We start from the raw sequence: 23,810 nt of genomic DNA, 5'->3' as shown, positions 1-23,810 counted from the left end.
AAAAGAACCCTGCCGAGCATTTATGTTCGGTCAGGGTCCTTTTCATTTGTGTCTATAGGGCGAAGCCCGTGCGCGAGGGAATCGAAGATTGCCGAGAGGAACGGGGCACATTGTCGGCAAGACAGAAGATAAGCAGGGCTGGTTATCATAAATCTTTCGCAATTCTTACAAATATCTTATGACTTTTCAGAACCCTTGACATCCATGTCTCAATTTCATATTATATTATTGTACTAAGCAACTAATACAATAAAACAAGTCAAAGAAGGGATGAGTATGGGATGGAATATTGATGGAGAGCGTCCGGTCTGGATTCAGCTGAAAGAACATCTGGCAAAACAGATTGTTTCCGGACAATATCAGTGCGGAGAACGGATGCCGAGCGTCAGAGATCTGGCATCGGAAGCCGGAGTGAATCCAAATACCATGCAGAGGGCGCTGGCTGCATTGGATCAGGAAGGACTAACGGCGACAAGCCGGACCTCAGGAAGAAAAGTTACAGAAAATTCAGAAAAAATTGAAACATGCAGGAGTGAGTTCGCTCACAGGATTATGGAACGGTATCTGAAAGAAATGGCTGAATTAGGCTATACAAAAAGTCAGGCAGCCGGATTGATAGAGAAAGGGGATAGGACAGATGGATAATTTAATTACATGCACACATCTGAAGAAAGTTATGGAAAAGATACGGCATTAAATGATGTCACATTTTCTGTTGGAACAGGCAGGATTGTAGGGCTTCTCGGTCCGAATGGATCAGGAAAGACAACGCTGATCAAACTGATGAATGGACTGCTTCAGCCCACCGAAGGAGAGGTAAAGATAAAAGGCAAAGCGCCGGGAATTGACAGTAAGTCAATCATAAGCTATCTTCCGGACAAAATGTACTTTGCTGACTGGATGAAGGTATCGGATCTCCTGGATTTCTTCTCTGATTTTTATAAAGACTTTGACCGGGGAAGAGCGGAGAAAATGTGTGATGCTCTTGGTATTTCCAGGGAGATGAAGATGAAGAAATTGTCAAAGGGAAATAAGGAAAAAGTACAGCTGGTTCTGGTTATGTGCCGGAAAGCACAGCTGTATCTTCTGGACGAACCTATTGCAGGAGTAGATCCGGCAGCCAGAGATTTCATTTTGGATACTATTCTGAACAACTATAATGAGGAAGGGACAGTTCTCATTTCCACACATCTGATTGCGGATATCGAGAAGATCATGGATGAAGTCATCTTTATTAAAAACGGAAGTATCATTAAACATGCGCTGGCAGATGATCTGAGGGAAGAAAGTGGAAAATCCATTGATATGATGTTCGGTGAAATGTTTCATGCAGATGTATATCAGGGAGGTGGATTCTAATGATGGGAAAACTGATGAAGTATGATCTAAAGTCGATGCTGAAAGTAATCATTCCATTTTGGATTGCCATGTTTGTAACGGGAATCCTATGGAGCGGACAGGCAAAGACGGCTTTGCTTGATATTAACAATGCAGATGGACCAGGCAGCCTGATAATGGGAATCACCATGATGCTGTTTCTGGTGCTTATTACAGCGGTGATCGTGATGAATATTGTAGTGATCATCCAGCGCTTTTGGAAAGGATTATTAAAAGAAGAAGGCTATCTGATGTTTACGATTCCTGTTTCGCAAAGGAGCCTGATTCTTTCCAAAGTGCTGAGCAGTTTTCTGATTACAATAGGAACCATTCTGGTAATCTTTCTCCTGGTTATGGCAATGGGGCTGATGCACGGCATGGATTTGAGTGTTCTGGTGCAGTCAAAGTTTTTGAAGCAGTTTGTGAATGACTGGGGAGTTTACAGCATTCTCTATGGAAGTGTTTCCGTCTTAAACGGAATTTATCATTTGTATGCGGCAATGGCGCTCGGCCAGCTCAGCAGCAGAAATCGTTTTATTTGTTCGTTTGTTGCTTACGTTGCTTTGGCAGTGTTGTTTTCTCTGGTGGAAACTCTGCTTTTGGGAAGTGGATTTCATGTAATGTTAAATGAATGGCTTTACGTGATCGTTAGAGTAGTGGAAATTGTCATATTCCATGGGATTGCAGAGTTTATCCTGACAAAACATCTGAATCTGGAATAATATCAGCTGCAGAAGAGCAGACAGAAAAAATCTGTCTGCTCTTTTTTTGTCTGGATTTGACATGATTTTTGGAGTAAAAAAATGGAAATATTGAAAAAGTGTAGAAAATATGGGGAGAAAAAAGACAGATTTCCTTATGATTAACGAATATTTTACATAAATTTAACAGAAAAGTGTTAGAAAATCGTGTAAAATAAAATCGTTGTAAAATATATGTGAAATTTATATGAAAGACAAAGGAGAAAGAAAGTGAGTGCAACAAATATCTTAGGATTACTAGGGGGACTTGCGCTGTTCCTTTATGGAATGCAGATGATGAGTTCCGGACTGGAATCAGCAGCCGGAAATAAGATGAAAGAAATTCTTGAGCGGCTGACTTCCAATCGTTTTCTTGGTGTTATCGTAGGTGCAGCGATTACTGCGGTAATCCAGTCATCTTCAGCGACCACTGTTATGGTAGTAGGATTTGTAAATGCAGGAATGATGTCCTTAAATCAGGCAGTATGGATCATCATGGGTGCAAACATCGGTACAACCATTACCGGACAGCTGATCGCGCTGGATGTTGGAGCAATCGCTCCGATTTTTGCGTTCTTAGGTGTGGCACTGATTATGTTTGTAAAGAAACCAAAGATACAGTATGTAGGAGAAATCATTGCTGGTCTTGGTGTGTTGTTTATCGGTATGAATATGATGGGAGACGCTATGATCCCATTAAGAGATTATCCGCCGTTTATTAATCTGATGACAAGGTTCTCAAATCCTGCTGTTGGAATCTTCGCCGGAATGATCTTTACGGCGATCATCCAGTCATCATCAGCATCTGTCGGAATCCTTCAGACATTGGCGCTGAGTGGCGTTATCAGCTTCCGTAACTCTGTTTTTGTACTGTTTGGACAGAATATTGGTACCTGCATCACAGCAGTACTGGCAGCAATCGGTACAGAGAGAAGTGCGAAGAGAACTACGATCATTCATCTGTCCTTTAATATTATCGGTACGATCATCTTTACGGTTGTCTGTCTTACGACACCGCTTACAGATATTGTGGCAGACTTCAGCGGGGCAAATATTTCAAAACAGATTGCAAACATGCATACACTGTTTAACATTACAACTACGATTCTGCTGATTCCGTTTGGAAATTATCTTGCAAAACTTGCAGTAATGATCCTGCCGGAGAAAGCAGAAGAAAAAGAAAAACAGAAACATCTGAAGTATCTGAAATCTGTAGATACAGGAATGGATGCGGTAATTGGGACATCTGCCATGCATCTGGAAGGTGCCAGAAAAGAGATTGCAAGAATGCTTGATATGGCAAAAATGAACGTAGACAGAAGTTTCCATGCATTTATCCATGCAGATACTGCTGCGATCGCAGATGTGGAAGAGAGAGAAAGTTATATCGACTATCTGAATAAAGAGATTTCCAGAGCGATTTCCAAGATGATGATCCATGAAACCAACGAAAAGAATTCTAAGAATATCGGATCTTACTTTGAAATGACTGGAAATATTGAGAGAATCGGTGATCATGCGGTTAATATCTGTGATTACACCAATCTGCTGAAAGACAATCAGATTACATTCTCAAAAGACGCGATTCAGGAGATGCAGGAAATGCGTGATATCTGCCGGCAGATGTTTGACAGAATCAAAGAGGCGCCGGAGAATCCGAAAGAATGGCTGCAGACTGTCCATGAATCAGAAAACTTTATTGATAAAAAGACCGATGAGTTTTATGAGAACCATCTGGAGAGAATCCGAAAAGGTCAGTGCAATGACGAGGCATGCGTTGTATTTTCTGAGCTGCTGACAGATTTTGAGAGAATCGGAGATCATCTCTGGAATATTGCCCAGGAAATGGGAAAAATTATTGAGAGAAGCTAAAAATTACATAAGAATGATATGAGATTTTCGGGGAAAAATGTACTCAATTTCAGAACCTGTGCTATAATAAGAACAAATATGGTAAAGGAGAAAGAATTATGGAGTACATTTTATCCCCGTCAATTTTATCTGCGGATTTTGCAAGACTTGGTGAGGACGTAAAAAAAGCGGCAGACGCCGGAGCCCAGTGGATTCATATTGATGTTATGGACGGTGCTTTTGTTCCGAATATTTCTTTAGGTTTTCCGGTTATTAAATCACTCCGGAAAGAGACAGATAAGGTATTCGATGTTCATCTGATGATTGAAGAACCGGGCAGATATATTGAAGAATTTGTGGAAAGCGGAGCTGATCTGATCACGCTGCACGCAGAGTCTGCAAAACATCTTCACAGAGCGATTCAGCAGGTAAAGGCTGCAGGATGCAAAGTAGGAGTCTCTCTGAACCCAGCGACTCCGTTATGCGCTCTGGAGCATATTCTGGATGAGATCGACATGGTGCTGATCATGACGGTAAATCCGGGATACGGCGGACAGGCTTATATTGACGCCATGGATCAGAAAATCCGGAATCTAAGAAAGATGGCGGACGAACGCGGACTGGATCTGGACATTGAAGTAGACGGCGGTGTGACCGCGGATAATATCGGGCATATCAAGGAATGCGGAGCCAATATTTTTGTTGCGGGCTCTGCGGCGTTCAATGGAGATATTGAAGCCAACGTAAAAAAACTTTTAAAGGCAATGGAGGAGTAAGCAATGAGTGATTGTAATCATGATTGCGGAAGCTGCAGTGCAAACTGCGGCAGCAGAACACAGGAACAGACAAACTTTTTAGAACCATTATATCGTGAGAGCAGTGTAAAGAAAGTGATAGGCATTGTCAGCGGCAAGGGAGGCGTTGGGAAATCCATGACGACTTCTCTTCTTGCAGTAGCTGCAATGAGAAAGGGACTGCATACAGCAATTCTGGATGGAGATGTGACGGGACCATCCATTCCACAGGCTTTCGGTCTGCATGAGAGGCTGCTTGGCAATGCAGAAGGCATTATTATGCCTGCATTGACGAATTTCGGAATTGAAGTCGTATCTTTGAATCTTATGCTGGAAGAAGAGACTCAGCCGGTAATCTGGCGCGGACCTGTCGTTTCCGATGTGGTAAAACAGTTCTGGGGAAAAGCATTATGGAAAGACATTGATGTGATGTTTGTAGATATGCCCCCGGGAACTGGTGAAGTTCCTCTGACCGTATTCCAGTCCGTTCCTCTGGATGGCATTGTCGTTGTGGCGACACCTCAGGAACTGGTCGGCATGATCGTGGAAAAAGCGGTTAATATGGCGAAAATGATGAATATCCCGGTTCTGGGACTGATCGAGAATATGAGCTATATCAAATGTCCGGACTGCGGAAAAGAGATCCGTGTCTTTGGTGACAGTCATATTGATGAAATCGCAGAAAAATATCAGGTTCCGGTTCTTGGAAAACTTCCGATTGATCCGAAGCTGACAGAAGCCTGCGACAATGGATTAATTGAGAATCTGGAAAATATCTATCTGGACGGCGTGATTGATCTATTGGTGTAAAATTGGATACGGAATTCCAATGATGTAATAATTTTGAAATATTCATTGGGATAAATGTTAAAAAGTGTGTACTTTTTTTCGTACAAAGGTTGACATTGCAAGTAAATAAAGGTAAACTCAAACTGTAAGTTACAAAACTGTTACAAAAGTATTTTGAATATGACAGGCAGCTTACAGAAAAACAGAGACTGAGTTTACAAAACAATTCGTAAACTTCTAGATACACACTCAATAAAAATACCGGCAGATTTTTATCTGCCGGTGTTTTTTTCTGTAAAAAACCGGGGATGAATCCGCATAAGCTAGAATTCCTGAGGATAAATTCCCTGGTCCTTCAGAGCCTGAAGGGCATCCATGACATTTTGTTTGTCTTCCGGATATGTAACTCCATACCACTGGTCCTGAGAAACCAGCACTTCCATGGTAGCCTTTCCCTGAGTAAGCAGAGAGCTGGCAACGCTTGGAATAAAATATTCTCCTTTTAGAGGATTTTTAGACAGTGCCAGATCCAGAAATTCCGGAAAGCCTTTTTCCAGTTCGTCCATAATCATTGGCTGAAAACCAAAGAAGTTCATGGACACCAGTTTGTCATATGGAAGAGAAGTCCAGGTGGCCCCGTCATCTTCTGTGTACTCAGCGTGGTCTCCCCTTTTTTCAATATGAGTGCGCTCTGTAATAGAGATCAGCTGGCGGTTATCATCAACCTCACAGATTCCGCGGGAGACATAGCCGTGATCAGTTACGGTATTTCCAAGATGGTAGCCTACCATGGCAAAAGGGGCCGGAGTCCCATCCGGATGGGATGTCAGGAAATCTGCCATGACCTGGAAACCATTGACACCATAATAGTCATCAGCATTGATGACGGCAAACGGTTCGCTGATAAAAGGTTTTGCGCACAAAACCGCGTGGGCTGTGCCCCATGGTTTTTCTCTTCCTTCAGGAACCTGATAGCCTTCCGGAAGGGCATCCACTTCCTGGAAGGCATAGCATACTTCCAGATCCTTTGGGACCCGGCTTCCGATCGTTTCTTTAAAATCCTGTTCAATTGCTTTTTTGATAACGAAGACAATTTTTCCAAAGCCGGCGCGTTTTGCGTCATAGATAGAATAGTCAATGATTGCGTGGCCTTGCGGATCCATAGGATCCATTTGCTTTAATCCGCCATACCGGCTGCCCATACCGGCGGCAAGAATTACCAAAGCGGGTTTTTTCATAAGATAGTGATACCTCCTTATCTATTTTTTTAATAACAGTATATCGGATTCCTGAGGAATCGTCCAGTGGCGGAACAGAAGGGGAATCATCGGTTGCGAAATAAATAAGGATTAGGGTATAATAAGGAATATTACCAATGGCTATGGAAAAATAAGAGAACGAAGCACTAGAAAAAAGAGGAATACAAATGTTAAACCAACGTCAAATTGAAATTTTATTGGAATTTTGCAACCATTCAGATGAGTTCCTGACAGCTTCTTATTTTGCTGATAAACTGGGTGTTTCCCTGAGAACGATCCAGGGAGATATGAAAGTAATCAGGAAGGAACTGGAAGATGAGACCTGTGCGAATCTGATATCCAAGGCGTCAAAAGGAAGCTGTATCCAGGTGGAGGATCATGATGAATTTTCTGCGTTTGTAAATTCTTTGTATCAGCAGTATACGACAGTTTCACTAAATTATCCGACCAGCCGTGTCAGTCAGATCCTTCTCCTGCTGTTAAGCCGTCACAGAGCCGTTTCTGTTTCCAGGATGGAAGATAAATTTTATGTATCCAGATCAACGCTCCTAAATGATCTGAAAAAGGTAGAAGAAATTCTGGAGCAGTTTTCACTGGAACTTCTAAGAAGCAGCAATAAGGTTATGATTGATGGGACAGAGATCAATAAAAGACGATGTCTGGCAGATCAGGACCTGTATCTTGCTCATGTAAAAAATGAGCAGGGAATGCTTTATATCGACGAGCGGCAGCTGGCAAAGATTAAAAACATTCTGACCGAAATATTTGTAGAGCATAAGTATCATATTATGGATACGGATTTCAGCAATACTATCCTGTTTTTGAACATTATGATCTGCCGGATGGAAGACGGCTTCTACATCCAGCCTGGGGAACTGGATATTACAGAAGAGCTGGGAGAAGAATATGAGATTTCAAAAGATGTTTTTGAAAAAATCGGCCGCAGATTTTTTATCAAAGTTTCGGATGAGGAAGTACGTTATTTTGCGGTGTATCTGAGGGGACAGGGAAATAACAGGGATTCCGATACGATCACTCCGGAGATGGATGAATTTATTTCCGGAGCACTGGAAGCGATCAAAAGCAATTTCGGGGTGGATTTTACCAATAACATCAACCTCAGGATTACGCTGGCTCTTCACTGTATGTCTCTGAGCATCCGCATCAAGTATGATATGCAGATGAAAAATGACATGCTGGAATATATCAGGGAGACGTTTCCTCTGGGATACGATATCAGTGTGTATTTTGCGTCTCTTTTATATCAGAAATACGGCAAAAAAGTTTCAGAAGACGAGATGGCGCTTCTGGCAGTTCATTTTTACAGCAGCCTGCTGGAAATCAACAACCGCAGCGGAAAGACAAAGATCCTGGTCATTTCTTCTATGAAAAAAAGCATGACGCTGCTTCTGAAGCAGACTCTGCTTCGCTGGTTCTCTGAGTATATCTCTGCAGTGGATTTTGTGAATCCGATGGATGTAACCGAGGAAATGCTGGATGAATACGGAGTTTTTCTGACAACGGAGAAGGAAGAATTCTTCGAGAAGGGACTGGCAATGTATATTGATACCTTCCCGAATCAGCATGATTATATGAATATTAAACTGAACATTGACGGATTTAAAGATATGGAAGATGTGGTAGCGATGTTTTATCCGGAGCTGTTCTGCGTTGCTGACAGCAGTTCTAAATCAGAAGTGATCAAAACATTGTGCAGTCTCGCCGCAGAACATTTTCAGACGGAAGATCTGCTGACCCAGGTGCTCCAGAGGGAAGAAATCGGAAGTACATTCTTCAGTAAAAATATTGCGGTGCCCCATCCGATGTATGCGGCTTCCTCTGATACCTTTGTAGCAGTCTATGTGTCAAAGAAACCGATTTTATGGGACAGTGAAAAAAATGAGGTGAATCTGATCATGCTGATGCATGTAGGGAAGAACAACAATCAGGCGTTTCAGCTGTGGAATTATTTTTCTAAGATTTTCGCGGATAAGTCTCTGGTGGATAAACTGATTGAAAATCCATCTTATGAGCATTTCATTTCTCTTGTGAAAGAAGCATTGGAAATGGGAATTAATAATGATATTTAGACAGGCAGGAAACAGAATATGAAACGATTATTAGGATATTTGAGAAAAAATCTGAAAGAAACTATTTTGGCGCCGCTGTTTAAGATGCTGGAGGCCAGCTTTGAACTGCTTGTTCCTCTGGTAGTGGCCAATATGATCGATATCGGCGTTGCAGGGAAGGATCAGGGGTATCTGATCCGGATGGGATGTCTGATGACAGCGCTTGGAATTGTTGGTTTTATCAGTTCGGCTACAGCACAGTATTTTGCGGCAAAGTCGGCGGTATCGGCGGGAACGGCCATGCGAAATGATCTTTTTGCCCATATGGGAACATTTACGTATCAGGAAATTGATGAAATCGGGACATCTACCCTGATTACGAGAATGACCAGTGATATCAATCAGGTGCAGAACGGTGTTAACATGTTTTTGCGCCTGTTTTTACGGTCTCCCTTTGTGGTTCTGGGAGCGGTCTTTATGGCGTTTGTGGTGGACCGCAGAACAGCCATGGTGTTTGCGGTGACAATACCGGTCCTCTTTGTTGTTGTTTTTCTGATTCTGCTGATCAGTATGCCGTTGTACCGGAATGTCCAGAAACAGCTGGATGATGTACTGCAAAAGACACGGGAGAATCTTCTTGGAATCCGGGTAATCCGTGCCTTTAACCGTCAGGAAAGTGAAATGAAGGAGTTTGACCGTTCCAACGAGAATCTGTATCAGCGCCAGATTTTTGTTGGAAAGATATCGGCTCTTTTAAATCCGGTGACTTATATCATTATCAATCTGGGAATTATCGGTGTGTTATGGGTCGGCGGCAAACAGGTATATGCAGGACGTCTGACACAGGGACAGGTAGTTGCACTGATTAATTATATGTCTCAGATTCTGACAGAACTGATCAAACTGGCCAATCTGATGATTCTGCTGTCCCGGACCGCAGCCAGTCTGAACCGGGTTGAGAGTATCTTTCAGATAGAGGGCAGCATTGTGGACGGTTCGAAGGATGCGGAAGTTTTGGGAGCAGCGGAAGTTGCTTTTGATCATGTTTCGTACTCTTATGCAGGATCAAAACGTCCGGCACTGGAAGATATATCTTTTTGTGCCATGCCGGGAGATACTATAGGAGTGATCGGCGGAACGGGATCCGGGAAAACGACTCTGGTCAATCTGATTCCCAGATTTTATGAAGCCGGAGCAGGGAAGATCCGGATCGGAGGACAGAATATCAGGGATTTTAGAATGGAAAATCTAAGAGAAAAGATAGGATTTGTGCCGCAGAAAGCAGCGTTGTTCCGCGGAACACTCCGGGATAATATGCGGTGGGGAAAACAGGATGCGACAGACGAAGAAATTTATGAAGCGTTAAAAACCGCTCAGGCGCTGGATTTTGTGGAACAAAAAGGAGAGGGACTGGATCTGATGATTCAGCAGAATGGAAGAAACCTCTCCGGCGGTCAGAAACAGCGTCTTACCATTGCAAGGGCTCTGGTGCGCAGGCCTTCGATCCTGATTCTGGATGACAGTGCTTCTGCCCTTGATTTTGCCACAGACGCAAGGCTCAGGAAAGCCATTGCCCGCAGGACGGATCAGATGACAGTATTTCTTGTATCTCAGAGGGTATCCGCAGTAAAGAACGCAGATCAGATCCTTGTACTGGACAATGGACGGACAGCAGGAAAAGGAACCCACAGGGAACTTTTAAGAAATTGTCAGATTTACCGGGAAATCTGTGAGTCCCAGATGACAAGAGAGGAGGTAGAAGCCGATGCGCGGTAAAAAAGGAAACAAAGAAGTGTTAAAAAGGATTCTTCTGTGTATTCGCCCATATACCTCTCTGGTAGTACTGTCACTGGGTCTGGCGGTCATCACAGTGGGCCTGACTCTTTATGTACCGATTCTTACGGGAAATGCGGTGGATTATATCGCTGGAAAAGGCAGTGTGGATTTCGGAATGCTTGGGAAACTGATTGTTTTGATCATTGCAGCAATTACGGTTACGGCAGCAGCTCAGTGGCTGATGAATCATGTAAATAATATGATTACCTACCGGATCGTTCAGGATCTGAGAGTACAGGCCTTTCATCATCTTCATCGTGTGCCGGCAGCCTATGTGGACAGTCATCCGGCCGGAGACCTGATCAGCCGCATTATTACGGATGTGGAGCAGTTTTCAGATGGCCTTTTGATGGGATTTACCCAGCTGTTTACAGGGGTTCTGACCATTGCAGGAACCATTGTGTTCATGCTGACGATTCATCCTCTGATCACATTGGTTGTTGTAGTCTTAAGCCCGCTGTCCTTTGGGATTGCAGGATTTATTTCAAAGAATACGTTTCAGATGTTTAAGAAACAGTCAGAGACAAGGGGAGAGCTGACCAGCCTTACGGATGAGATGCTGGGGAATCTGAAGGTAGTGGAGGCCTTCGGGTATCAGGAAAAAGCACAGGAGAGATTTGAAGAAATCAACGAGCGGCTGGCAGGCTACAGCCTCCGGGCTACCTTTTTCTCCTCTTTGACCAATCCGGCGACAAGAATCATGTATTCAATCATTTATGCCGGTGTGACGCTGGCAGGATGTTTTACGGTGATTGCAGGAGGTCTGACGGTTGGACGTCTGACCAGTTTTCTGAGTTATACAAATCAGTACACAAAACCTTTCAATGAGATTACAGGAGTAATTACGGAATTCCAGAATTCACTGGCGTCAGCAGCAAGGGTGTTCCGGTTCCTGGATGAAGAGCCGGAGACGGAAGATTCTCCGGATGCCGAAGAACTGACGGAGATTCAGGGAAAAGTAGAGCTTGAGGATGTAGCGTTTTCTTACCGGCCGGATCAGAGATTTATGGAGCATCTGAATTTATCAGCGCAGCCGGGACAAAGAATTGCCATTGTCGGACCGACCGGATGTGGAAAGACAACGCTGATCAATTTATTGATGCGGTTTTATGATGTGACAGATGGGAATATTTATGTGGATGGCCATGAAATCCGGGATATAACAAGAAAAAGTCTCAGATCCAACTTTGGAATGGTGCTTCAGGAAACATGGCTGAAAAATACCACGATTCGGGAGAATATTGCCTATGGAAAACCAGATGCTGCGGATGAAGAAATCATACGGGCAGCAAAAGAGGCACATGCTCACAACTTTATTATGAAGCTGCCGCAGCAGTATGATACTGTTCTGGGAGAGGACGGCGGAAGTTTGTCTCAGGGACAGAAGCAGCTGCTTTGCATTGCGAGGGTCATGCTGGATCTTCCGCCAATGCTGATCCTGGATGAGGCAACATCTTCCATCGATACAATGACAGAAATCAGGATCCAGAATGCTTTTGGCAAAATGATGAACGGGCGAACCAGTTTTATCGTAGCGCATCGATTATCTACAATACGTGAAGCGGATGTAATTCTTGTGATGAAAGACGGGAAGATCATCGAAAAGGGAACCCATAAAGAACTGCTGAAGCAGAATGGATTTTACGCTGAACTGTATCAGAGTCAGTTTGCGCCATCCTGATTCAGCTTCCGATAGGATTTATTCTCCGATCCTGTCAGCACTGCAGGAGATCCTGCGGATGAAATAAACAGTACAGACAAAAAGATCCCGGCCGAATCATAAAATTCGGCCGGGATTTGTTATGATAAAAAAGAGAGGATGAACAAATTATTTTTTACTGATTGATGATTGTTACCAGATCAGCAGCTGTTTTGCTTACATTTTCAACAGCTTCCAAACTTAATTCGATCACGCTGCAGGTATTGTGATTTTTCTCATAAGCTTTTCCAAAAGTAGAAACAAAAGCTTTTCTTAAATCAGATCCATAATTTACTTTCAAAAGATTATAGTTTCGTGCCTCCTGAATTGTTTCGAATGGGATTCCGGAACCGCCGTGCATAACAAGAGGAACCGGTGAAAGCTCAGAGATTTTCTTCAATAATGGAAGATCAACTTTTGGTTCGATATCCAGTCCATGAACATTCCCTACAGCGACAGCCAGAAGATCACATCCGGTCTGTTTTACGAAATCCTGAACCATATCAGGATCTGTTTTGGCGTCCGCTTCATTTACAATGTCTTCTTCTTTTCCCTGAAGGCATCCAAGTTCTGCTTCAACAGGAACCCCATAGAAGTGGCAGTAGTCAACGGCTTTTTTAACCTCTTTGATGTTGTCTTCAAAATCCAGATGAGACGCATCGATCATGATAGAGGTAAATCCGGCATTGACGCAAGCCTTTACATCTTCATATGTTTTTCCATGATCTAAGTGAAGTGCGATCGGCACATCGCTGTCTTTTAAAGCTTTCTTTGTAAGATATACGATCGTTTCAGGATCAGACAGTCTTAAATTATTAGAAGAAATCTGGATATATCCAGGAAGATTTGCCTGGTTCAGTCCTTTTGCGATTGCGTAAGTCATTTCAAGGTTGGTCGTATTAAATGCCGGCAGCATATAATGATGAGCAGCTGCATAGTTCATAAGGTCAAATCCATTTACAATTTTCATATTATTATCGCAGAAGCCAGGAAAGCTTCCGCTGCCTCCTATCTTATAAAACACAATTCTGAATTTACAATTTCCATCACCTGTACGTACCAAGCTTGTCTTTATTATAGCAGTGAAAAGACCGCCGGAAATTTCAGTTATTGCGCAAAGGATGCCGCAGAATCAACGAATTTTAAGTGAAAAAACTGCGTAAAGAATTGCGTAATGAATCATGCAGTCTGCTGACAGAAAATGCGGGAATGTTTACGCAAATGTCTGTAAAAAAAGTGTATTTTACCATGCTATACTCAGAGTACGATAAACGACCGGAGAAAAGGAGGCGAGGTTAAGATGAAGGTCATTGCAGTATCTCACGGGAGCTTCTCAAAAGGACTGGTTGAGAGCGTTCAGATGCTGGTCGGAGAACAGGAAAATCTGGTAGCTTACGGCCTGTATCCAGAACAGACCGTTGCGTCATTGACAGAGAAGCTGGAAGAAGAGATCAAAAAGACACCAAAAGGAGAAGAAATACTTTTTCTGACAGATTTGTTTCATGGAAGCCCGTTCAACGCAGTTGTTTCATTAATGAAAGATCATGATTTCTATCATGTAACAGGAATCAACATTCCGCTGGCAGTTGAAGTTATGATGGGAAGATATGCGGATAAAACAGCAGCTCAGATCTGTGAAGGATTATTAGAAGCCGCACCGGACACGATCAAATATGTCAATCAGTTGTTTGAAGAAGAAAGTGAGGAGGATGAGGAATGAAAAACATCGTATTAGCAAGAGTGGACGACCGTCTGATCCATGGAGAAGTTGTTTCTGTATGGACCCCGAGTCTGAATGTCAACAGAATCATTGTTGTAGATGATGAGGTGGCAGCGGACAAATTCAACAAACGAGTAATCAAAGCCCTTGCGCCAAACGGCGTAAAAGTCAATGTCTATGCGACAGAAAAAGGAGCAGAGGTGCTGAAAAAAGATCCGAAAGAACCAGGAGAGAGAGTTATGGTTCTTACAAAAACACCGATCACATATGACCGAATGACGGATCTTGGACTTGAGCTTACAGATGTAAACCTTGGAGGAATGGGAATCAGGGGAGAGAGAACTCCATTTATCAAGAATGTAGCATGTTCTCCTGACGAGATCACAGCCATTAAGAATCTGATGGCAAAAAATGTTCATGTATATTATCAGCTGGTTCCGGAACAGCAGGTAATAGAAGCAGCAGGTTATGTTGATAAATAAAAGGAGGAGATATATATGGAAATCAGCATTATACAGGCAGTCCTTTGCGGCATTGTTTACTGGCTGGCCGTTGGAAATCTTCCATTCGTAGGACTCTGGTCACTGCAGAGACCGCTGGTCTGTGGATTAGTAACAGGATTGATCTTGGGACATCCGGTACAGGGAGCTGTCATCGGAGCAACCATTAACCTGGTTTATCTTGGATTTATGTCCGCCGGAGGAAGTATGCCGGCAGATATGGCTCTGGCAGGAATCTTAGGTACCGCTTACGCGATTGCCGGAGGACTTGATACAGATACAGCCCTGGCACTGGCAGTTCCGATCGGTATCCTTGGTACGATCGTATGGGCAGGACGTATGACATTTGACTCATTCTTCGTACATATTGCGGATAATTACATTGAAAAAGAAGAATATCATAAAATATGGCGGGCGAATGTATTGTTCCCGCAGATCATGTGTTTCTGTATGACAGCGATTCCGTGTGCTTTTGCAGCTTATTTCGGAGCAAACTACATTCAGGGAATCATCAACATGTTAAGTGGAAAAGTTCTGACAGTTTTCCAGATTATCGGCGGTCTGATGCCTGCACTTGGAATCGCGATCACACTGCAGTATATCTTTAAAGGGGAATCCAGGATTTTCTTATTTGCAGGATTTTTATTAGCCGTATATTCCGGACTTCCGCTTCTGACATTAGGTATCATCGCTCTGATCGTAGCAATCGTTTACGTGCAGATGACATCTGTTAATGAGGCAGCCGCAGCAACAGCAGCTTATGATGATGAAGATGACGAGGAGGATGATTAAGATGGAAAATAATAAGAAAAGCTTAATCCCAAGAGCCGCTTTGATTAAAGCCTGGCTGGTTTGGGAAACATTCCCGCAGACATGTTATAACTATGAAAGAATGATGGGACAGGTTGTTGCCCATATGTTCTCAGCAGTCATTAATTTCTTATACAAAGAAGATCCTTCCAAACGGAAAGAAGTCATGAAACGTGAGATTGAATTCTTTAACGTTCATATCGAGTTTGGAGCGTGTATCCTTGGTATGGCGATTGCCCTGGAAGAACAAAAGGCCATGGGCGAAGAAATACCCGGTGATTTTATTACAAACCTGAAAACATCTTTAATGGGACCTTTAGCAGGTATGGGAGACACTATCTGGCAGGGTGTTGTTATCCCAATCTTACTGGCAGTATGTATCGACCTGACTCGTTCTGGTGACGGAAATATATGGGGCGCAATTATCTATGCAGTCGTTATCATTGTGGCAGCATACGCATTAAGCTACTGGAACTTTATGTTCGGTTATAAAGCCGGAAGCGAAGCAATCATGGATTTCCTGGAAAAAGGTATCTTAAATAAGCTGATCAAAGGCGCGTCCATTATGGGATGTATGGTAATGGGAGGTCTGATCGTAAACTACGTAACTGCTGAATGCGGAATCGAAATCGTAAGTTCAACCAGCACATACAGCATCCAGGAAAGCTTCTTAGACGCCGTATGTCCGAAAATCCTTCCTCTGGCAGTGACCATGCTGGTTTACTATCTCTTAAATAAGAGAAGATGGTCCTCCATCAAGGTAATCGGTTTGATCATCGTAATCGGTATTGTAGGCGGAGTAACAGGAATCTTAGCATATCCATCATGATAATGGAAGAAAGAGTGAGAAAAGATGAAAGCAATTATATTAAATCGGCCAAAGGATTTTTCCATCAAAGATATTGATGTTCCGGAAATCAAAGAAGATGAAGTGCTGATCCGGATCAAAACTTCAGGCATTTGTACCAATGATGTAAGAGACTTTAACGGAGACTGCAGCTACAGTTATCCGAGAATCGGAGGACATGAGTACTGCGGTGTCATAGAAAAAATGGGAAGCGCGGTTAATAAGGAACGGTTCCATGAAGGGCAGAAAGTTGTGCAGTATATTATCGATGACTGTAAAGAATGCTATTTCTGCAAACACGGAGAAGAAAATATCTGTGAGGAACACCCAAAGAGCAAGATTTTCCATAATCCGGACGGATTGTCAGGCTACGGCGGATTTGCGGAATTTGTCGCTGCAAAAGCAGAAGATCTGTTCGTTTATCCGGAAGAGACGTCCTTTGAGAAAATGGCCTTTACGGAACCGCTTGCCTGTGTCGCCAACAGCATCAACCGTACCAATATTCAGTTTGGTGATGACGTTGCGGTCATTGGAGGGGGAACTATGGGACTTCTCCATGTGATCCTGGCAAAGATGAAAGGAGCCAGAGTTATCTTAAGCGAGCCTTTGGAAGAACGAAGAAAAAAGGCAAAAGAGCTTGGATGTGATGATGTTATCAATCCAGCAGAAACAGATCCGGTCGAAGAAATCAAAAAATTAACGGACGGAAGAGGAGCGCTGATGGTATTTAACACAACAGCAATCCCGGCTGTTGCGGCGCAGGCAGTTGATATGACGGCTAAAACAGGAACTACGGTAATGTTCAGTTCCATGCATCCGAATGATCCGGTACCGGTAGATATGGGGGCGATCCATTCCTATCAGAAGACGATCACGGGAGCTGTAAGTCCAACGATCAAATCCTTCCATCAGGCGGTGGAAATGATTGGAAAAGGACTGGTCGATCCGTCTGTGCTGACAGAAGCTGTCTATGATTATGCAGACTTTGACAAAGCGATTGAGGCTGCGTCAAGACCAGATACGTATAAAGTAATTTTAAAATTTGGAGAATAGCCAATGAAATACTATATTGGAATTGATATCGGCACCTCTTCGGCAAAAGTTATCCTGATGGATGAAAATGGTAAGATCACCGGCGAAGCCAGCAGAGAATATGCCATAGAAGAGCCAAGACCGGGATGGAAGCAGATCGATCCCGAAGTCTGGATGAGGGGAACCGATGAGGCGATGGAACAGCTTCTTGAGGGGTGCGATCCTCAAGAAGTTGAAGCCATCGGAGTGACAGGACAGATGCACACAGTGGTATTTTTGGATGAAAATGGTGAATCAATACGTCCTGCTCTCATGTGGAATGATACCAGAACAAAGGATATGGTGTCAAACCTGAAAGAAAAAATCAGGCGTCTGCCTGAAGCGTCTCATGTCGCCAGTATTATTTCAACAGGAAGCCCGGCGGTTAATCTGCTGTGGCTGAAAGAGAATGAACCAGACAGCTTTCATAAGATGAAAAAATTTCTCATTGGGCCAGATTATATTGTATATCGTCTGACAGGTACGATGCAGACCGATTATTGTGAAGCATCGACCTCCTCACTCTGTGACCTGACCACAGGAACATGGTCTCCGGAAATCCGGCATCTGCTGGATTTTCCGGAGGAGATTTATCCTGAGATCAAAGGAACGGCAGTGACGGCTGGAATGGTTCAGGAAGAATGGCGGCAGAAATATGGATTTGGTGAGAATGTGAGGGTGATCACCGGAACCGGCGATAATCCTGCGGCAGCGATCGCTACAGGGTGCTTTGCCAGAAAATATCCTGTATTATCTCTTGGCACATCAGGAGTTTTGATGGTGCCGAAAAGCAGGATTGATTTCAATGCCAGAGGGAAAAACATTCTGTTTTCCATGGACGGCAAAGAGATTTCTATTCTTGTACAAGGTGTGATACAATCAACGGGAAGCAGTCTTGGATGGTGGGTAAAACAGATTCTTGGAACAGATGATTTTGCCGGAGAAACCAGCCAGGATGATATAGATCATCTGGGAGAAAGCCCTTTGATTTTCTATCCGCACCTGACAGGGGATAAAACCATTTACGGGGATCCGAATTTAAGGGGAGCGTTCCTGGGAATGGGAACGGATACGACCCGGAAAGAAATGACACTGGCGGTCATGGAAGGGATCTGTCTGGCGGCAAGACAGCTGGCGGAAGTAATGTGTCTTACCAGAGAAGAAATGGACGGACTTAAAGTAACCGGAGGAGGTTCCAAAAATGAAGTGTGGATGCAGATGCTGGCAGATGTGCTGGGCGTCAGAGTCCAGCAGATGGAAAGCACGGCGGGGGCGGGATATGGAATTGCTCTGGCTGCGGCAGGAAGCCGGGATGGTGTTTCCATGGAACGCATGATTGACCACACAGTAAGGATCAGGAAGACATTTTCTCCGAGAACGTATAATATGGGACTTTATGAAAAAAAATATAAGAAGTATCAGAAAATTTATCAATGCTATCAGGAAATGATGGAAGAATAGAGGAGGGATTGGAATGAAAACCTGTGATATCTGCCATGAACCAATCGGAATGTTTAATAAATTTCGTTATACAGATGGATATATCTGCAAAAAATGCTATAAGAAAGCAAGCAGAAATTATACAGAGACCATTGCGGCAAAGACTCTGGATGAACTGAAGGAATTGTGCAGTCAGAAAGGTGAAGTAGAGGAAGATTTCGAAGTAACGGGCCGGATTGGGAATTATCTTCTGGTGGATGAGCGGAATCAGAAAATCTGTATTTTGAATAACCGGATGACGGCGGGGCAGGTTTCCGATCCTGAATTTTATGACGTAGGAGAGATTGAAGAATGCAGGCTGGTCTGTCAGCCGGTCATGAAACTGGAGGAACTGGAAGAAAAGGTGAAGCGGAGAGCCGAAGGAAATATGAATACATTAAAAGTGTCAGTCCGTCTGAAGAATGGGAAGAAGAAAGAAATCGTCCTGATCTCCAAACCGGTGCGGATCAAAAGCTATGCGTTCCGACAGTCTTTTCATTTTGCGAATAGGATCGCGGATGAAATTCATCGTTTGATGGATGAGTGTGCAAAAATGGAATGACGAAAGGAGAAGAACAGTGGAGCAGTTTGACTTTATCGTTCAGATACCAGTCGGAATCCATGCCAGGCCGGCAATGCTTCTGTCAAAAGAGGCTGCCAGATTTCAAAGCAGGATTCAGATCCAGAATGGCCCAGTGAAAGCAAACGCAAAAAACATGGCTTCTCTGCTTACATTGAGAGCATATCAGGGAGATAACGTTCACTTTCTGATTGAAGGAGAAGATGAACAGGAAGCGGCAGAGGCACTTCGGGAATTTTGTAACAATAATTTATAGAAGAGAAAGAAACAGTATTTTTATCAGTAAACAAGTTGTTTCTGATAAAAATACTGTTTCTTTTATGAGACGGAAAAAATGTGGAAAAGGGGCAAAAAACCACGCAAATACTTGATTCTGGGTAGGTGAAAGTGGTATATTAGATAACAATAAGCGAGGAGTGAAGAATGGAAGAATTAAAGAAAGAAATAGAAGAATTAAAGAAAGAAAAAAATGCCGTTTTGATGGCACATTACTATGTAGATGATGAGGTTCAGGAAATCGCGGACTATGTTGGAGATTCCTATTATCTGGCAAAGATGGCTGTGAAAGAATCAAAAGATGTCATCTGCTTTGCAGGCGTTAAGTTTATGGGTGAGAGTGCGAAGATCCTCAATCCTGAGAGGACGGTCGTGATGCCGGATGAGAATGCGGACTGTCCGATGGCGCATATGGTGGAGATTGGGAAGATTCAGGAGATGCGCAGAAAATATGATGATCTGGCAGTGGTCTGTTATATCAATTCCACGGCAGAGATCAAGGCATATGCGGATGTATGCGTAACCTCTTCCAATGCGATGAAAGTGGTAAAAGCTCTTCCGCAGAAGAACATTTTCTTTATCCCGGATGAGAACCTTGGAAGGTATATTGGAAGTCAGGTGAAAGATAAGAACTTCATTTATAATGACGGTTATTGTCCGGTTCACAAAGAGATTACCGCAGCAAAGGTAAAACGTGCAAAAGAGATGCATCCTGCAGCAGAGATCGTAGTTCATCCGGAGTGTACGCCGGATGTGACGGCAATGGGTGATTATATCGGAAGTACATCCGGAATTATTGATTATGTGACAGCTTCCGAGGCCAAAGAATTCATTGTCTGTACAGAGCTGGGAGTTCTTTATGAACTGCGCCGGAAGAATCCGGACAAAGTCTTTTATGCAGCCGGACAGAATCAGTTCTGCGCAGATATGAAGAAAATCACCTTGGAGAATGTCAGAGATGCTCTGAGAGATATGAAAAATCCGGTGGAACTGCCGGAAGAATTACGCCAGAAGGCAAAAAAAGCGCTGGATGCGATGCTTGAACTGGCAGAATAGGAAAGGGTAAAAAGAAGTATGAGATCAGCAGATGTGGTCGTTGTGGGAACAGGAGCAGCCGGGTTATTCCATGCGCTGTTTCTTCCCAGGGACTACAAAGTTATAATGATAACAAAAAAAGAAGTCGAAGAAAGTGATTCTTTTCTGGCTCAGGGGGGAATTTCCGCGTTAAAAAATGAAGATGATTTCGACTCTTATTTTGAAGACACAATGAAAGCGGGACACTACGAGAACGATAAAGGTGCCGTAGAGAAGATGATCCGGGAATCACCGCAGATCATCAAAGACCTCAGAGAATTTGGCGTGAGGTTTGATGAGAAAGACGGCCAGGTGCAGTTTACGAGAGAAGGAGGCCATTCCACGTTCCGAATTCTCCATCACGAGGATCTGACAGGAAAAGAGATTACCAGCCATCTTTATGAGGAAGCAAAAAAGCGGGAGAACATTGAGATCATGACCCACTGTACGATGCTGGATATCATAGAAGAAGATGGCGAGTGCAGGGGAGTCGTCTATCAGGATGCCCAGGGAAATCCTGATGTGATCGAAGCACCGGATACAGTGCTGGCAACCGGAGGTCTGGGAGGATTATTTCATAATTCCACCAATTTCCGCCATCTGACTGCGGACAGCCTGGCAGTCTGTCTGCGCCATCAGATCGAACTGAAGAATATCAATTACATACAGATTCATCCAACGACATTTTATTCCAAGAAGCCGGGACGAAGATTCCTGATTTCAGAATCTGTCCGGGGAGAGGGTGCATATCTGCTGGATAAGAACGGAGAGAGGTTTACAGATGAGTTAAAACCAAGAGATGTGGTAACGGCAGAGATCCGCAAGCAGATGGCAAAAGATCACACGGATCATGTGTATCTGTCTGTGACACATCTGGATGGGGAACGGATCAAAAAAAGATTCCCGAATATTTACCGTCAGTGTCTGGAAGAAGGATATGATATGGCGAAGGATTGGATTCCGGTAACGCCTGCCCAGCATTATTTTATGGGAGGCATCAAAGTAAACTTAGACAGTAAGACATCAATGGAGCATCTGTATGCGGTAGGGGAAACCAGCTGCAACGGAGTTCACGGAAAGAACCGTCTGGCCAGCAATTCTCTGCTGGAATCACTGGTATTTGCCAAAGCAGCAGCGAAAGATATTGCGGCTCATCATGGAGAATTGAAAGAAGTTGCGGTAGATCTGGAACCGTACCAGAATGGAGATCAGCTGCTGGAAGATAATAAACGGCTGGTTCTGGAAGAGTTAAAGAGAAAGGACAGGGATTTTTATGATCAATGGTGTAACGATGAGAATTAACATTGACGAGTATCTGCTGAATGCCCTGAAAGAAGATATCACTTCAGAAGATGTCACGACAAACGCGGTCATGCCTGAGGCGAAACAGGGTAAAGTAGATCTGATCTGTAAGGAAGATGGGATCATCTGCGGACTGGAAGTGTTTGAGAGAGTGTTCAAGCTTCTGGATGAGAATACAGTGTTTGAGACGGAACTTCAGGACGGAGATGAAGTGAAGAACGGTGATCTCATGGGAGTGGTAAAAGGAGATATCCGTGTGCTGTTATCCGGAGAGAGAGTAGCGCTTAACTATCTTCAGAGAATGAGCGGCATTGCGACATTTACAAGGAGTCTTGCAAAAGAGCTGGAAGGCTCCCGGACAAAGCTTCTGGATACGAGAAAGACAACGCCGAATATGCGTCCTTTTGAAAAATATGCGGTAACAGTCGGAGGCGGTTATAATCACCGCTATAATCTTTCTGATGGCGTGCTGCTGAAAGACAATCATATCGGGGCAGCAGGAGGAATCCGTCAGGCAGTCTATATGGCGAGAGAGTATGCCCCATTTGTCAGAAAGATTGAGATTGAGACTGAGAATCTTGAGATGGTCAGCGAAGCGCTGGAAGCAGGAGCGGATATCATCATGCTGGACAACATGGATGATGAGACGATGAAAGAGGCAGTTAAGATGATCGATGGACGGGCAGAGACAGAGTGTTCCGGTAATGTAACGAAAGAACGCCTGGCAGCTATCCGTGAGATTGGAGTGGATTATGTATCCAGCGGAGCTCTGACTCATTCTGCGCCGATTATGGATATTTCTCTTAAAAATCTGGTGCCGACGGAATAAGGAGAGACCCCTATGGGAGAGAAACTGAGTTTTGAAAGCCGGTATTGCCTGACAACGGCAATGACCAAGGAATACGCAAAATATGTGTTCTGCAAAACCACAAGAATCTTAGGAGGAATTATCATGCTGGTTTCGGCGGCGGCTTTGATCATCAGCATGGTATGGGCAGGATATGGCCTGTCAGATATCACATTGTTTATTCTCTGTTTCACGGCAGGTCTGCTGATTTACAATTATTATTTTCTGATTTCTATGGTTGTTGAAAAGCAGGCGAAGCGAAACGGTATGAAAGAGCCGCCGGAATGTGCTGTTTATTTTGGCAGCAGCGTCCGCATGAAAGAAGGAAAGGAAGAGATTGCGGTGAAATATCCGCAGATCGAGAAATTCTATAATCTTCCGAATCTTTTTGCTCTTGAAACAGAGAATAAACGGACCATTCTGGTGCCGAAAGACAGCTTTGTGATTGGAAAGGCAGAGGACTTTGAAGCGTTTGTAAAAGAAAAGATGCAGCGTCAGATATAAAAAAGATAGTGAAAGTACGGTCAAAAAATCAGTCAGGGATTTGTGACCGTACTTTTTTGCTGTTTTACAGCCGCCGCAGGCTTAAAGTCCTAAGAGGCATCATGACATATGTATGAATATTATAAGTATATTGAATGGATAATATAGATATGCTATAATAAGAGAGATCATTAGGTGAGAAAGGAGATGGGAACGATGAGCCTTAAAGAAAAAAGAATCAATAACGCAGTCATAAATCCAGATAAAACAGAGAAACTGCAGAGAGACTGGAAAGGATACGGCAGGGCTTATACCTACTACGGACTGGTTGTTTTAGGCATTGCGGCAGCGTCTGCTGTCTATTATTTTTTCCTGAAATAATAAATAATATTTGAAGAACCTCACTT

24 protein-coding genes are annotated in these 23,810 nt (G+C 43.5%); 22 read left to right on the top strand and 2 right to left on the bottom strand.

Translation table 11 applies throughout. The annotated features are described in order from the left end of the window. Positions 1–276 precede the first annotated feature (276 nt). From JMF81_RS08330 to JMF81_RS08305, 6 genes are all read left to right on the top strand, one after another. Positions 277–645: a GntR family transcriptional regulator gene (locus JMF81_RS08330; protein WP_201310999.1), complete on the top strand. Its 369-nt coding sequence runs from the start codon at positions 277–279 to the stop codon at positions 643–645. A gap of 9 nt (positions 646–654) precedes the next feature. Beyond that, entirely contained in the window at positions 655–1,359 is a 705-nt protein-coding gene (locus JMF81_RS08325) for an ABC transporter ATP-binding protein (protein ID WP_201310998.1), read from the top strand. After that, a complete protein-coding gene (locus tag JMF81_RS08320; RefSeq protein ID WP_201310997.1) occupies positions 1,359–2,099 on the top strand; it encodes a hypothetical protein in 741 nt (246 codons plus the stop codon). The genes JMF81_RS08325 and JMF81_RS08320 overlap by 1 nt, the downstream gene beginning before the upstream one ends. A gap of 249 nt (positions 2,100–2,348) precedes the next feature. Next, complete coding sequence (locus JMF81_RS08315; protein WP_201310996.1) at positions 2,349–3,989, top strand: Na/Pi cotransporter family protein; 1,641 nt, start codon at positions 2,349–2,351, stop codon at positions 3,987–3,989. Between the two features lie 98 nt (positions 3,990–4,087). Next, positions 4,088–4,744, top strand: coding sequence for a ribulose-phosphate 3-epimerase (gene rpe, locus JMF81_RS08310; protein WP_201310995.1), 657 nt, complete (start codon positions 4,088–4,090; stop codon positions 4,742–4,744). Between the two features lie 3 nt (positions 4,745–4,747). After that, positions 4,748–5,572, top strand: coding sequence for an Mrp/NBP35 family ATP-binding protein (locus JMF81_RS08305; protein ID WP_201310994.1), 825 nt, complete (start codon positions 4,748–4,750; stop codon positions 5,570–5,572). A gap of 302 nt (positions 5,573–5,874) precedes the next feature. On the opposite strand, the gene JMF81_RS08300 is transcribed toward JMF81_RS08305, so the two are convergent. Then, entirely contained in the window at positions 5,875–6,789 is a 915-nt protein-coding gene (locus JMF81_RS08300) for a nucleotidyltransferase family protein (protein ID WP_201310993.1), read from the bottom strand. A gap of 188 nt (positions 6,790–6,977) precedes the next feature. Here JMF81_RS08300 and JMF81_RS08295 point away from each other — a divergent pair, with 188 nt between their 5' ends. The 3 genes from JMF81_RS08295 to JMF81_RS08285 are packed head-to-tail and all read left to right on the top strand — an operon-like array spanning position 6,978 to position 12,396. Next, positions 6,978–8,900: a BglG family transcription antiterminator gene (locus JMF81_RS08295; protein WP_201310992.1), complete on the top strand. Its 1,923-nt coding sequence runs from the start codon at positions 6,978–6,980 to the stop codon at positions 8,898–8,900. Positions 8,901–8,918: 18 nt separating this feature from the next. Continuing rightward, positions 8,919–10,655, top strand: coding sequence for an ABC transporter ATP-binding protein (locus JMF81_RS08290; RefSeq protein WP_201310991.1), 1,737 nt, complete (start codon positions 8,919–8,921; stop codon positions 10,653–10,655). Next, complete coding sequence (locus JMF81_RS08285; RefSeq protein ID WP_201310990.1) at positions 10,645–12,396, top strand: ABC transporter ATP-binding protein; 1,752 nt, start codon at positions 10,645–10,647, stop codon at positions 12,394–12,396. The genes JMF81_RS08290 and JMF81_RS08285 overlap by 11 nt, the downstream gene beginning before the upstream one ends. A 154-nt stretch (positions 12,397–12,550) precedes the next feature. On the opposite strand, the gene JMF81_RS08280 is transcribed toward JMF81_RS08285, so the two are convergent. Then, on the bottom strand, positions 12,551–13,384 hold the full coding sequence (locus JMF81_RS08280; RefSeq protein WP_201310989.1) for a class II aldolase: 834 nt from the start codon (positions 13,382–13,384) through the stop codon (positions 12,551–12,553). Positions 13,385–13,714: 330 nt separating this feature from the next. Here JMF81_RS08280 and JMF81_RS08275 point away from each other — a divergent pair, with 330 nt between their 5' ends. The 13 genes from JMF81_RS08275 (at position 13,715) to JMF81_RS08215 (ending at position 23,784) form a co-directional block, all read left to right on the top strand. Continuing rightward, the gene (locus tag JMF81_RS08275) at positions 13,715–14,134 is read left to right on the top strand and encodes a PTS sugar transporter subunit IIA (RefSeq protein WP_201310988.1); all 420 of its coding nucleotides are present in this window, start codon (positions 13,715–13,717) and stop codon (positions 14,132–14,134) included. Further along, positions 14,131–14,616, top strand: coding sequence for a PTS sugar transporter subunit IIB (locus JMF81_RS08270; RefSeq protein WP_201310987.1), 486 nt, complete (start codon positions 14,131–14,133; stop codon positions 14,614–14,616). The genes JMF81_RS08275 and JMF81_RS08270 overlap by 4 nt, the downstream gene beginning before the upstream one ends. 15 nt (positions 14,617–14,631) lie before the next feature. Beyond that, positions 14,632–15,426, top strand: a complete 795-nt coding sequence (locus tag JMF81_RS08265) for a PTS mannose/fructose/sorbose/N-acetylgalactosamine transporter subunit IIC (RefSeq protein ID WP_243282588.1) — start codon at positions 14,632–14,634, stop codon at positions 15,424–15,426. A 1-nt stretch (position 15,427) separates the two neighbouring features. Continuing rightward, the gene (locus JMF81_RS08260; protein WP_201310986.1) at positions 15,428–16,273 is read left to right on the top strand and encodes a PTS system mannose/fructose/sorbose family transporter subunit IID; all 846 of its coding nucleotides are present in this window, start codon (positions 15,428–15,430) and stop codon (positions 16,271–16,273) included. A 24-nt stretch (positions 16,274–16,297) separates the two neighbouring features. Further along, positions 16,298–17,344: a zinc-dependent alcohol dehydrogenase gene (locus JMF81_RS08255; RefSeq protein ID WP_201310985.1), complete on the top strand. Its 1,047-nt coding sequence runs from the start codon at positions 16,298–16,300 to the stop codon at positions 17,342–17,344. Between the two features lie 3 nt (positions 17,345–17,347). Further along, the gene (locus JMF81_RS08250; RefSeq protein ID WP_201310984.1) at positions 17,348–18,823 is read left to right on the top strand and encodes a xylulokinase; all 1,476 of its coding nucleotides are present in this window, start codon (positions 17,348–17,350) and stop codon (positions 18,821–18,823) included. A 13-nt stretch (positions 18,824–18,836) separates the two neighbouring features. After that, complete coding sequence (locus JMF81_RS08245; RefSeq protein ID WP_201310983.1) at positions 18,837–19,403, top strand: DUF4428 domain-containing protein; 567 nt, start codon at positions 18,837–18,839, stop codon at positions 19,401–19,403. Between the two features lie 16 nt (positions 19,404–19,419). Then, entirely contained in the window at positions 19,420–19,677 is a 258-nt protein-coding gene (locus JMF81_RS08240) for an HPr family phosphocarrier protein (protein ID WP_201310982.1), read from the top strand. Between the two features lie 167 nt (positions 19,678–19,844). Next, entirely contained in the window at positions 19,845–20,753 is a 909-nt protein-coding gene (gene nadA, locus JMF81_RS08235) for a quinolinate synthase NadA (RefSeq protein ID WP_201310981.1), read from the top strand. Positions 20,754–20,771: 18 nt separating this feature from the next. Continuing rightward, the gene (locus JMF81_RS08230; RefSeq protein ID WP_201310980.1) at positions 20,772–22,073 is read left to right on the top strand and encodes an L-aspartate oxidase; all 1,302 of its coding nucleotides are present in this window, start codon (positions 20,772–20,774) and stop codon (positions 22,071–22,073) included. Further along, positions 22,045–22,902, top strand: coding sequence for a carboxylating nicotinate-nucleotide diphosphorylase (nadC, locus tag JMF81_RS08225; protein ID WP_330611496.1), 858 nt, complete (start codon positions 22,045–22,047; stop codon positions 22,900–22,902). Before JMF81_RS08230 ends, nadC begins: the two co-directional genes overlap by 29 nt. A gap of 12 nt (positions 22,903–22,914) precedes the next feature. Beyond that, a complete protein-coding gene (locus tag JMF81_RS08220) occupies positions 22,915–23,424 on the top strand; it encodes a YcxB family protein (protein WP_201310979.1) in 510 nt (169 codons plus the stop codon). 195 nt (positions 23,425–23,619) lie between these two features. Further along, a complete protein-coding gene (locus JMF81_RS08215) occupies positions 23,620–23,784 on the top strand; it encodes a hypothetical protein (protein ID WP_201310978.1) in 165 nt (54 codons plus the stop codon). The last annotated feature ends 26 nt before the right edge of the window (positions 23,785–23,810 follow it).

Origin of the sequence: Anaerostipes butyraticus (genome assembly GCF_016586355.1) — a bacterium.
Lineage (GTDB): Bacteria > Bacillota > Clostridia > Lachnospirales > Lachnospiraceae > Anaerostipes > Anaerostipes butyraticus.
The sequence above is the reverse complement of the archived record's forward strand: the minus strand, read 5'-3'. Positions and strand labels throughout refer to the sequence as shown.